This is a genomic window from Paraburkholderia sp. Tr-20389 (assembly GCF_017104565.1).
Classification (GTDB): Bacteria; Pseudomonadota; Gammaproteobacteria; order Burkholderiales; family Burkholderiaceae; genus Paraburkholderia.
In genome coordinates, this window is sequence record NZ_JAAGPD010000041.1 from 100986 (window position 1) to 111607 (window position 10622).

General features: G+C 62.9%; 11 protein-coding genes. 3 read left to right on the forward strand and 8 right to left on the reverse strand.

All coding sequences use genetic code 11. The features are described from left to right. Positions 1–9: 9 nt before the first annotated feature. The 4 genes from G3N95_RS30900 to G3N95_RS30915 all read right to left on the reverse strand — a co-directional run bounded on the left by G3N95_RS30900 (position 10) and on the right by G3N95_RS30915 (position 3197). Positions 10–999 carry a beta-ketoacyl-ACP synthase III gene (locus G3N95_RS30900; protein ID WP_205973887.1) on the reverse strand — a complete coding sequence of 330 codons (990 nt, stop codon included), beginning with the start codon at positions 997–999 and terminating at the stop codon, positions 10–12. Beyond that, complete coding sequence (plsX, locus tag G3N95_RS30905) at positions 999–2129, reverse strand: phosphate acyltransferase PlsX (RefSeq protein ID WP_205973888.1); 1131 nt, start codon at positions 2127–2129, stop codon at positions 999–1001. Before plsX ends, G3N95_RS30900 begins: the two co-directional genes overlap by 1 nt. A gap of 136 nt (positions 2130–2265) precedes the next feature. Continuing rightward, on the reverse strand, positions 2266–2445 hold the full coding sequence (gene rpmF, locus G3N95_RS30910) for a 50S ribosomal protein L32 (protein WP_012400235.1): 180 nt from the start codon (positions 2443–2445) through the stop codon (positions 2266–2268). 113 nt (positions 2446–2558) lie between these two features. Next, on the reverse strand, positions 2559–3197 hold the full coding sequence (locus G3N95_RS30915; RefSeq protein WP_205973889.1) for a DUF177 domain-containing protein: 639 nt from the start codon (positions 3195–3197) through the stop codon (positions 2559–2561). Positions 3198–3436: 239 nt separating this feature from the next. Here G3N95_RS30915 and G3N95_RS30920 point away from each other — a divergent pair, with 239 nt between their 5' ends. Continuing rightward, entirely contained in the window at positions 3437–4054 is a 618-nt protein-coding gene (locus G3N95_RS30920; protein WP_205973890.1) for a Maf-like protein, read from the forward strand. Next, positions 4051–4770 carry an SAM-dependent methyltransferase gene (locus G3N95_RS30925; protein WP_205973891.1) on the forward strand — a complete coding sequence of 240 codons (720 nt, stop codon included), beginning with the start codon at positions 4051–4053 and terminating at the stop codon, positions 4768–4770. The genes G3N95_RS30920 and G3N95_RS30925 overlap by 4 nt, the downstream gene beginning before the upstream one ends. A 54-nt stretch (positions 4771–4824) precedes the next feature. On the opposite strand, the gene G3N95_RS30930 is transcribed toward G3N95_RS30925, so the two are convergent. From G3N95_RS30930 to G3N95_RS30945, 4 genes are read right to left on the reverse strand one after another with little or no spacing between them, the layout of a single operon-like run. Beyond that, positions 4825–5835 carry a S49 family peptidase gene (locus G3N95_RS30930; RefSeq protein ID WP_205973892.1) on the reverse strand — a complete coding sequence of 337 codons (1011 nt, stop codon included), beginning with the start codon at positions 5833–5835 and terminating at the stop codon, positions 4825–4827. Positions 5836–5882: 47 nt separating this feature from the next. After that, complete coding sequence (locus G3N95_RS30935) at positions 5883–6275, reverse strand: Rieske 2Fe-2S domain-containing protein (RefSeq protein ID WP_205973893.1); 393 nt, start codon at positions 6273–6275, stop codon at positions 5883–5885. Beyond that, complete coding sequence (locus G3N95_RS30940; protein ID WP_205973894.1) at positions 6272–6931, reverse strand: HAD-IA family hydrolase; 660 nt, start codon at positions 6929–6931, stop codon at positions 6272–6274. Before G3N95_RS30940 ends, G3N95_RS30935 begins: the two co-directional genes overlap by 4 nt. After that, the gene (locus G3N95_RS30945) at positions 6912–7973 is read right to left on the reverse strand and encodes an RluA family pseudouridine synthase (RefSeq protein WP_205973895.1); all 1062 of its coding nucleotides are present in this window, start codon (positions 7971–7973) and stop codon (positions 6912–6914) included. The genes G3N95_RS30940 and G3N95_RS30945 overlap by 20 nt, the downstream gene beginning before the upstream one ends. 767 nt (positions 7974–8740) lie before the next feature. Here G3N95_RS30945 and G3N95_RS30950 point away from each other — a divergent pair. After that, positions 8741–10622, forward strand: a 1882-nt coding sequence (locus G3N95_RS30950; protein WP_205973896.1) for an Rne/Rng family ribonuclease, incomplete at its 3' end; no start/stop codon positions are given.

Sequence of the window (10622 nt, forward strand, 5' to 3'; positions counted from 1 at the left end):
GCGCGATCATCAGAAACGGATGACCGACGCGCCCCATGTGAAGCCGCCGCCGACGCCTTCGATTAGCACGTTATGGCCGCGCTGGATGCGTCCGTCGCGGACCGCGACGTCGAGTGCAAGCGGAATCGACGCCGCCGACGTGTTGCCGTGTTCGTGCACCGTCACGACCATCCGTTCCTGCGGCAGGCCGAGCTTGCGGCACGTGCTCTGCATGATGCGGATGTTGGCCTGGTGCGGAATCAGCCAGTCGACCTGTTCGGGCTGAAGATCAGCCTTCTGCAGCGCCTCGACCGCGACTTTCTCCAGCACGTTGACGGCCAGCTTGAACACCGCCTGACCGTCCATGTGCAGGAACGCACTGCCTTGCACGATGCCGCCGTTCACATTGCCCGGCGTGCAGAGAATGTTCGAATGGCTGCCGTCCGCGTGCAACGCACTTGCCAGTACGCCCGGCTCGTCCGATGCCTGCAGCACGACTGCACCCGCGCCGTCGCCGAACAGCACGCACGTGGTGCGGTCGTTGAAATCGAGGATGCGAGAGAACGTTTCAGCACCGACCACCAGCGCAGTACGATGTTGCCCGCTTCGAATGAAGCTGTCAGCCGTCGCAACGGCATAGGCAAAACCTGAGCACACGGCCTGCACGTCGAACGCAGCACCGTTGTTTTTGATGCCCAGCTTTTTCTGCAGCAGACAGGCCGTACTCGGAAACACGAAGTCCGGCGTCGACGTGGCGACGATGATCAGGTCGATGGCTTGCGGATCGACGTCGGCGGCTTCGATCGCACGTTGCGATGCGATCAGTGCGAGGTCGCTGGTCGTGACATCAGGTTCGGCGAAGTGGCGCGCATGGATGCCCGTGCGGGCCACGATCCATTCGTCGCTCGTCTCGATGCCCTGCTTCGCGAGACGATCGGCCAGATCCTGATTGGAAACGCGGTTGGGCGGCAGATAGCTGCCCGTGCCCAGCACGCGGGAATAGGTAGTGGATTGAGCCATTATGCCTTCGAGGATTGTGCGCTATAGGGCTCGGCCGGCTGGCCAGAAATCGGACCTGCGATCGGGCTGGCCATCTGGCTCGCGGAACCCGGTCCGCCTGCGTCGCGCTTCGCCTGTTCGAGTGAACCCGCGTTCTCCTCCATCGCGCGGGCAAGGCGTTCGAGAACGCCATTTTTGACGGCATCATACCCGCGTTTGATTGCCCACTCAAACGCATAGGCATCGGCCGAACCGTGACTCTTGATCACAAGCCCGCGCAGGCCGAGCAGCGCCGCGCCGTTGTACTGACGGTGATCGACGCGCTTCTTGAAGCGCAACAGCACGGGCAGCGCGAGCACGGCCATCACCTTGGTCAGCCACGAGCGGCCGAACTCTTCCTTGATGATGTCGGAGAGCATCTGCGCAAGGCCTTCGGACGTCTTCAGCGCAACGTTGCCGACAAAGCCATCGCAGACGATCACGTCGACGGTGCCTTTGTAGATATCGTTGCCTTCCACGTTGCCGCGGAAATTGAGGGTGCTGTTACGTAGAAGTTCGCCCGCGCGCTTGATGATGTCGTTGCCCTTGATCACCTCTTCGCCGATATTCAGGAGCCCGATGGTCGGACGTTCCTTGCCTTCGACGGCGGCAACCAGCGCATGCCCCATCTCAGCGAACTGCAGCAGATGCTGCGGCTCGCAGTCGACGTTCGCGCCGAGGTCGAGCATCGTCGTGTAGCCGGTGGGATTGGGCAGGGCGAACGCGATCGCCGGACGTTCGATGCCCGGGAGCGTTTTAAGAACATAGCGGGAAACGGCCATCAGCGCGCCGGTGTTGCCGGCGGAGATGCAGGCCTGCGCCTCGTCGTCTTTGACGCGATTGAGCGCTACGCGCATCGACGAGTCTTTCTTCTTGCGAAGCGCGACTTCGACGGGATCGTCCATCGCGACGATCTCGGACGCGGGCACGACCGTGAGTGCCGGATTGTTTGTCGCCTTCAGCTTTTTGAGCTGCGCACGAATCGCGCTTTCGATGCCAACGAGCATCAATTGCGCATCGGCGTGCGAGCGAACGAAGTTGACGGCAGCGGGAACGGTCACGGACGGGCCGTGGTCGCCTCCCATGCAATCTATCGTGAGCTTTACAGTCATGGAATGCGACGAATTTCAGGCACAAAAAAGCGGCAGTTGAATGCCGCCTTTTTGATGAACCGGGAAAATGTCAAGCGAGCCGATCGCCACGCGTAACGCCAATGGGCTAAACCCAGTTGAGCGCAATGCTGGACGATTAGTCGTTCTTCGTCTTGACGACTTTCTTGCCGCGATAGTAGCCGTTCGGGCTGATGTGGTGACGCAGATGCACTTCACCCGTGCTCGGCTCAACTGCCAGCGGCGCTGCGTTGAGGAAATCGTGCGAGCGGTGCATGCCGCGCTTCGACGGCGACTTCTTGTTTTGTTGAACTGCCATGATAACTCCTGAAAATTTTCCGAATTCTAACACAGCCCGACGCGGCAACCGCCATAGGCCACGTGGCTAACCCACCGCGCCCGGCGCGCCTCATCGCGCTCCCATGCAACCGTTCAGTGCTTCTTGTCGCCGGATCCGCCCGACTTCAGGCCTTCGAGCGCCGCAAACGGATTCGGCCGCGCGGGTTCTTCACCCTCCTCGGCCTCGCCTTCGGCGGCCTCTTCACCTTCTAGCCCGGCCGCGCCCGAGGTGAGACTCTCGTGCACTTCAGGGCAGACGTCGTGCTTGGGCACGAGCGGCAACGAAAGCAGCAATTCCTCTTCGATCAAGTCGACAAGATCGAACTGGCGTGACCCAACGATCACATCGACTTCATCCTCGTCCAGAGGGAACTCTTCAGCTTCCTCTTCCGTATTGACGATCCGGTAAGTCGCATCGACGTTGAACGCCTGCTCATACGGAGACAGGCAACGCTGACATTCGAGCCATGCGGCGCCGTGAATTGCGAGCCTCAGATACGGCTGCGGACCCTCGGTGCCGTCGTCCTGCAATTCCGGCTGCGTCGTCCCTTCGGCTTGCCAGGTGAACGCGGTATCGCGGTCTGGCGCTTCCTCCGGGACTTCGTTTAACATGCGCGGCAGTTGCGAGACGCGCACGGTACCCGCGGCCTGCCGCCCACTGCGTGCAAATTCGAACAGGTCGAGTGCGCGCGGGTCGACGAGACCAGCAGGTTTGCCAGGATGTTGAGTCATGTGCGCTCCTGCGTCGGCAAGGATTTCAGCCGGTTGATCACTATGCCCTGCCTGGTGGCGCCAAAGCGACGGACAGAAGGCCGTCCGGGGCGCCATTTGGCAAAGCATACCGATGAAAAGCCCAAAATCATATCCGTTTTGTCTTTTCGAGTCAAACACTTAAGGCCCGCTGCGCGGACGTGTCCGCACCCCGCCTTTTCACACTCCGTTTTACCGACAGATCAAGGTTCTTCCCCAGCATGCCGGATTCCTCCAAACGCCCGCCCCGCCTGATTCTGGCGTCGAGTTCACCCTATCGGCGCGAACTGCTCGAACGCCTGCGCATTCCGTTCGACGTCGTGGTGCCTGCCATCGACGAAACACCGCTCGCCGGCGAATTGCCGGAACAGACCGCGCTGCGCCTCGCGCAGGCAAAAGCTCGCGCCGTCGCAGCTGCGCTTGCGGCCGACGAGCATGCGCTCGTCATCGGCTCGGACCAGGTCGCGACGTACGACGCTCAGCAGATCGGCAAACCCGGCACACATGACAAGGCACTGGCGCAACTGCAGGCGATGCGCGGTCGCGAAGTGCTGTTCCACAGCGCGCTTTGCCTGCTCGACAGCGCGTCGGGCGATGCCCAGACGGCCGACGTGATCACGAATGTGCATTTTCGCGACCTGCCCGACGCCGCGCTCGACGCCTACCTGCGCGCCGAAACGCCGTACGACTGCGCTGGCAGCGCGAAAGCGGAAGGCCTCGGCATCGCGTTGCTCGACGCCATCGAATCCGACGATCCGACGGCATTGATCGGCCTGCCGCTGATCGCGCTCACGCGCATGCTGCTTGCCGCGGGTTACCCATTGCTGGAGGCACGATGAGCGGCGTTCTCTACCTGATCCCGAATACACTCGGCGACGGCGATGCCTCCGCGCTCGACGCGGTCCTGCCCGCACCCGTTCGCGCCCGCGCGGCGGCCCTGCACTATTACATAGGCGAAAACGCGAAAACCACGCGCGCGTTCCTGAAGAAAGTCGGCACGGAGCGGCCGATTCAGGAAATCGAGATTCGCGAACTGAACGTCAACACGCCGGCCGGCGAAATCGACAAGCTGCTGGCGCCTGTTCTGGCAGGGACCGATGCGGGACTCGTCTCGGAAGCCGGGTGTCCCGCCGTCGCCGATCCGGGCGCGTTGCTCGTGCGACGCGCGCACGAACGCGGCGTGAAGGTAGTGCCGTTCGTCGGGCCGAGTTCGATCCTGCTCGCGCTGATGGCGTCGGGGCTGAATGGCCAGAGCTTTGCATTTCACGGCTACCTGCCCGTCGACGCCAACGAGCGCGCGAAACGCTTGCGTGAACTCGAGCAGCAGTCGCGCAAAGGCAAGCAGACGCAGATTTTCATCGAAACGCCGTACCGGAATCGCGCGCTGCTCGACACGCTGGTCGCGACGTGCGCGCCGTCGACGCTCGTTTGCGTCGCCGTCGACCTGACGCTGGAAAGCGAAACGATCGTGAGCCGGACGGTCACCGACTGGAAGAAGAAGCCAGCGCCCGATCTGCACAAGCGCCCGGCGATTTTTCTGATCCTGGCGAACTGACGCCCAGGAAGGAAGGCGGCAGCCAGTTTTCTCGCCGCCGCTGAACAGACGCACTTATCGCAGATTCAATTTCCCGATCGTCACCATTGCGCGCACGGCGCCGCCGCCCACGGCAGCGCCGAACTTGCGCGCCACCCGGTCCGTGATGCTTTCCTTCACCGTGTAATCGACCACATCGGGCGCCTTGATGATTTCGCGCGCGACGTAATCGGTATCGCCGAAGCCGTCGGCGAGGCCCAGTTCGACACTCTTCTCACCTGTCCAGAAGAGGCCCGAGAAGATGTCGGGTTTATCCTGCAGCCGCTTGCCACGCCCCTGCTTCACGGCATCGATGAACTGCGCGTGGATTTCGTCCAGCATCGCCTGCGCATGCTCGTCCATCTTCGGCGTATCGGGCGAGAACGGATCGTAAAAGCCCTTGTTCTCACCGGAAGTGCGCATCCGGCGCTGGATGCCGAGCTTGTCCATCAACCCCGTGAAGCCGAAGCCGTCCATCAGCACGCCGATCGACCCAACGATGCTTGCCTTGTCGACGTAAATCTTGTCGGCGGCCGCCGCGGCGTAATATCCGCCCGACGCGCACATGTCACCCACGACGACGTAAAGCGGAATCGACGGATATTTGCCGCGCAATCGGCGAATTTCGCGGTAGATGATGCCCGCCTGCACAGGACTGCCGCCCGGGCTGTTGCAGCGTAGAACGACTCCCGCGGTACCGGCGTCATCGAAGGCACTGGCAAGCGCCGCGTCGATATCTTCGGCATTCGCGTTGGTATCCGACGCGATTTCACCTTCAAGTGTCACGAGCGCCGTATGTCGCCCGGTCGTGGCAACCTTCTCGCCGCTGAAGTCGAGCACCGCCCACGCGATCACGACCAGCACCGCAAGAAAAACGAAACGGAAGAAAATGCGCCAGCGCCGCGCAGCGCGCTGTTCGTTGACGGCGGCAAGCGCAATCCGCTCCAGCGCGGCGCGCTCCCAGTTCGGCTCGTCGCCGGGCGCCCGGTGCGTTTCACGGCCCGCCGCGGCTGGTTCCTTCGGATCGGGAGTCAGATTGTCGGACATGCGTTGCCGCCGATTGAAATCGAGGTTGGGAAAATGATGCTGGAAAATCAGGCAGACGCCGGACGCAGATCGGCGTCCGGCAGCCAGAATACGGCGCGGCCTTCAGGCGTATCCCGCTCGTCGACGTGCAAGGGCCGAAGCCTGCCGCCGCGGCACGGGCCGCCCACGCATTTGCCCGTATCTGGCGCGTAAATCGCGCCATGTGTTGCGCACATCAAGTATAAGCCGGACGATTCGAAGAACTGTCCCTCGTTCCAGTCCAGCTCCATCGGCACGTGCGCGCACTGGTTCAGATAACCATAGGCAACGCCGTCGTAGCGCACGAAAAACACCACGGCATCGCCGCCCGCGTGCGTCGCGTTGACGCGTACACCTGCTCCGCCGTCGACGAGTTCCTCCGACGCACACACGCGCACCGGTTCGAGCGCGGCGTCCGTCATGCATGCTCCCGCAGCCAGCCCGACAGCGACGCGATACTGTCCGCGACGAATTTCGGCTCCAGCGCCTCCAGCGAACCGGCGGGATGCGCGCCATACGTGACGCCGATGCCCGACACGCCCGCGTTGATGGCCATCTGCAAGTCGTGAGTGGTATCGCCGATCATCACCGTGCGCACGGGATCCTGCCCCAGTTCACGCGTCAACTCGTGCAGCATCGCCGGATGCGGCTTCGAGAATGTTTCGTCGGCACAGCGGGTGCCGTCGAACAGGCTCGTCAGGCGCACCTGATCCAGCGCGCGGTTCAGCCCGACGCGGCTCTTGCCCGTCGCGATCGCCAGCAGATAGCCCTGGTCGCGCAGATCGGCCAGCATCTCGCGCACGCCCGAAAACAGCTCGGTCGTCTGATCCTTCACCAGATAGTGAAAGCGATAGCGCTCGGCGAGCCGCGGGTAGTCAGACGGATCGAGCGTCGGCGCGGCAATCTGGAGCGCGTCGCGCAAGCCCAGACCGATCACGAAACTCGCGGCCTCGTCGGCGGGCACAGGCAACCCGAGATCGCGGCAGGCCGCCTGGATGCTGCGCGTGATGTGGACGGTCGAATCCATCAACGTACCGTCCCAATCGAAGACGATCAGATCAAATTGCTGTCGGGCCATGCGTTCCTGTCTCGGTATGTGGTTGTGTGTGATCCGCCGTCTGGCCGACCATTTGGGCAAGCTGCGCGACGAAACGCTTGCATTCCGCCGGCAGCGGCGCATCGAACTGCACCGTGTCGCCTGAAGCCGGGTGCGTCAATTTCAGCCGGTACGCGTGCAGGAACATACGCTTGAGCCCGGGATTCGCGTTCGCGCGCGCCAGCGCCTTGTTCAGTGCGAAATCGCCGTATTTGGCGTCGCCGACGATCGGCAACCCCAGATGCGCCAGATGAACACGGATCTGATGGGTCCGACCCGTTTTCAGTTCCGCCTCGAGCAGCGCGTAGCCTGGCCAACGGCCGATCAGGTTAAAAACAGTGTGCGATGGCAGGCCGTCGGGCTGAACGCGTACGCGCCGCTCCCCATCAGGCAGCAAATACTTGTGCAGCGGCTCTTTCACCGCCCGCCGGCGACCCCAGTCGCTCGCCCACTCGCCATGCACGCAGGCGTAGTAACGCTTGTCCATGCGATTTTCGCGAATCTGCTCATGCAGATTGACCAGCGCCGCGCGCTTCTTCGCGAGCATCAACACGCCCGACGTCTCGCGGTCCAGCCGGTGCACCAGTTCGAGAAACTTCGCCTGCGGGCGCGCCGCCCGCAACTGCTCGATCACACCGAACGCGACACCGCTGCCGCCGTGGACGGCCACGCCTGCCGGCTTGTCGATGACGAGCAGATGATCGTCCTCGAACAGGATATCGAAATGCGCAGACGGCGCCGGCGCGTGCGCCGGCTCGTCGCTCTTCGCGACGCGGATGGGCGGCACGCGCACCAGATCGCCATAGGCCAGCCGGTATTGCGCGTCGACTCGCCCTTTGTTCACGCGCACTTCGCCGCTGCGCAGAATGCGGTAAATGTGACTTTTCGGCACGCCCTTACAGACGCGCAACAGGAAATTGTCGATCCGCTGACCGGCCGCGCCGTCGTCGATTTCGATCATCGAAACCTGATCGCTAGCGACTCCCGTCACCGATTTCTGGGATGTTTTGCCTAACTCTTTCATTCTGAATATAATTTGCCCAGCAGTCCGCGGCGGCCGACTATATAGGATCGGCGCATTAAACCGAATCGCGGGTGGATTGCGCAGGTGCAAGCGATAAAACGTTATTTTACTTGCGCCGGGGGTTGGTTGCTCGCCCTGAAAATGAGATGCAACAAGTTGCACGCACGGTGCACGACACGGCAGGGACGGCGCCCACAGGCACGTTCGGTCACAGTCGGCACCGTCGGTAACGGAATTTTGGTCAAAAAGAATTTGACTGGCGAGCTTCGGCGACGGACGGCTTTCATGTCCCTTCAGCGCGAAGCGGCCGGTGGCGAAAATACGGCGTGCGCCCGAGGCGTCCCGCAGAAAGTGCGGGACATGGCGACGTCAAAATGATGCGAGACACCCCTGAGCGGGACAGGCGCGCGTTGTGAGCGAGCTTTCCCGCTGCGGCAAGACCGCGGCTTTCGAACCCGTCCGGACGCGCGCCCAGCTGGCGCGGCAGCGCACGTGGACGAAAGCCTATGCAAGTCGGCTGCCAGGACCCGCGGCGTGTCGGGCCATTATTTGAAGCCGTGTTCGCATGTGCCCTGCGGCAGCACGTCCGTTTTCTTTCGGCCGGCGCCCTTTCAAGGCAATTCTCCCCACCATCTTTCCCGCTCCAGCGTGCTTGTGAAAACACAATAAGGCGCGGCATGCCGCTGTCCTTGCCTCCGGCCGGACGGGTTCGATTCGATCCCGCGCGCCGTCGGCCAGGACACGCAGAGCCGCTCTGGAGCCGTTCAATGAAACGCATGTTGTTCAATGCGACGCAGCAGGAAGAATTGCGCGTCGCCATCGTCGATGGGCAAAAACTCATCGACATCGACATCGAAACTGCCGGACGCGAACAGCGTAAAGGCAACATCTACAAGGGGATCGTGACGCGCATCGAGCCGTCGCTCGAAGCCTGCTTCGTCAACTACGGTGAAGACCGCCACGGTTTTCTCCCGTTCAAGGAAGTCGCTCGCCAGTACTTCCGCGAAGGCATCGACATGCGTTCCGCGCGCATCCAGGACGCCCTCAAGGAAGGACAGGAACTGATCGTCCAGGTCGAGAAGGAAGAACGCGGCAACAAGGGCGCGGCCCTGACCACGTTCATCTCGCTCGCCGGCCGCTACCTCGTGCTGATGCCGAACAATCCGCGCGGCGGCGGTGTGTCGCGCCGGATCGAAGGCGACGACCGCCAGGAACTGCGCGAAACCATGTCCCAGCTGCAATTGCCCGAGGGCATGAGCATCATCGCGCGCACGGCGGGCATCGGCCGCAGCGCCGAAGAGCTGCAGTGGGACCTGAACTACCTGATGCAACTGTGGCGCGCGATCGAAGCCGCGTCGCAAAGCGGTACGCAAGGTCAGCCGATGCTGATCTATCTCGAATCGAGCCTCGTCATCCGCGCGATTCGCGACTACTTCCAGCCGGACATCGGCGAAATCCTGATCGACACCACGGAAATCCATGACCAGGCGCGCGCCTTCATGGACATCGTGATGCCTGACAATGTCAACAAGGTGAAGCGGTATCACGACGACGTGCCGCTTTTCTCGCGTTTCCAGATCGAGCACCAGATCGAGACGGCGTATTCGCGCACGGTGCCGCTGCCGTCGGGCGGCGCGATCGTGATCGACCACACGGAAGCGCTCGTCGCAATCGACGTGAACTCGGCACGCGCCACCAAGGGCGCCGACATCGAGGAAACGGCCACGCGCACGAACCTCGAAGCCGCCGACGAAGTCGCGCGTCAGTTGCGTCTGCGAGATCTGGGCGGTCTGATCGTGATCGACTTCATCGACATGGAGTCGGCCAAGAGCCAGCGCGAAGTCGAGCAGCGTCTGAAGGACGCCCTCAAGCACGACCGTGCGCGCGTCCAGATGGGCAAGATTTCGCGCTTCGGCCTGATGGAGCTGTCGCGTCAACGCCTGCGTCCGGCGCTGTCGGAAGGCAGCCACGTGACCTGCCCGCGCTGTAACGGCACGGGCCACATCCGCGATACCGAATCGTCCGCGCTGCAAGTGCTGCGGATCATTCAGGAAGAAGCGATGAAGGAAAACACGGCAGCCATCCACTGCCAGGTGCCCGTCGAGGTCACGGCTTTCCTGCTCAACGAAAAGCGCTCGGAAATCAACAAGATCGAGTCGCGCTTCAAGGTCAACGTCGTGCTGGTGCCGAACAAGCATCTCGACACGCCGCACTACAAGCTCGAGCGTCTGCGTCACGACGACGCGCGTCTCGACGACCCGCGCGCCTCGTGGAAGATGGCCGAAGAAGCGGCTCGCGAACTGGAGTCCGAAACGGGCTACAGCAAGCGTGCAGAAGAAGTGAAGCCGAAGCAGGAAGCGGCCGTCAAGGGCATCACGCCCGAGAAGCCGGCACCGAGCGCACCCGTGCGCACGCCGGCTCCCGCTGCCGCTACCGTCGAAGTGAAGCCCGCGACGGGCGGTTTCATCGGCTGGCTGAAGGGCCTGTTCGGCATGCAGCCGGCTGCCCCGGCGCCCGCACCCGCGCCTGTCGAGAAGACGGCCAAGCCGGCACGCGGCGAACGCACCGAGCGCGGTGAGCGCACGGGCGAGCGCGGCGGCGATCGCAACCGCAACCGTCGTAGCGGCGGCGCAGGCAGCCGCGATGCGG

Excerpts from the sequence above, each read along its gene's own strand:
- G3N95_RS30900 (WP_205973887.1), bottom strand. The coding sequence starts at position 999 with ATGGCTCAATCCACTACCTATTCCCGCGTGCTGGGCACGGGCAGCTAT.
- plsX (WP_205973888.1), bottom strand. The coding sequence starts at position 2,129 with ATGACTGTAAAGCTCACGATAGATTGCATGGGAGGCGACCACGGCCCG.
- rpmF (WP_012400235.1), bottom strand. The coding sequence starts at position 2,445 with ATGGCAGTTCAACAAAACAAGAAGTCGCCGTCGAAGCGCGGCATGCAC.
- G3N95_RS30915 (WP_205973889.1), bottom strand. The coding sequence starts at position 3,197 with ATGACTCAACATCCTGGCAAACCTGCTGGTCTCGTCGACCCGCGCGCA.
- G3N95_RS30920 (WP_205973890.1), top strand. The coding sequence starts at position 3,437 with ATGCCGGATTCCTCCAAACGCCCGCCCCGCCTGATTCTGGCGTCGAGT.
- G3N95_RS30925 (WP_205973891.1), top strand. The coding sequence starts at position 4,051 with ATGAGCGGCGTTCTCTACCTGATCCCGAATACACTCGGCGACGGCGAT.
- G3N95_RS30930 (WP_205973892.1), bottom strand. The coding sequence starts at position 5,835 with ATGTCCGACAATCTGACTCCCGATCCGAAGGAACCAGCCGCGGCGGGC.
- G3N95_RS30935 (WP_205973893.1), bottom strand. The coding sequence starts at position 6,275 with ATGACGGACGCCGCGCTCGAACCGGTGCGCGTGTGTGCGTCGGAGGAA.
- G3N95_RS30940 (WP_205973894.1), bottom strand. The coding sequence starts at position 6,931 with ATGGCCCGACAGCAATTTGATCTGATCGTCTTCGATTGGGACGGTACG.
- G3N95_RS30945 (WP_205973895.1), bottom strand. The coding sequence starts at position 7,973 with ATGAAAGAGTTAGGCAAAACATCCCAGAAATCGGTGACGGGAGTCGCT.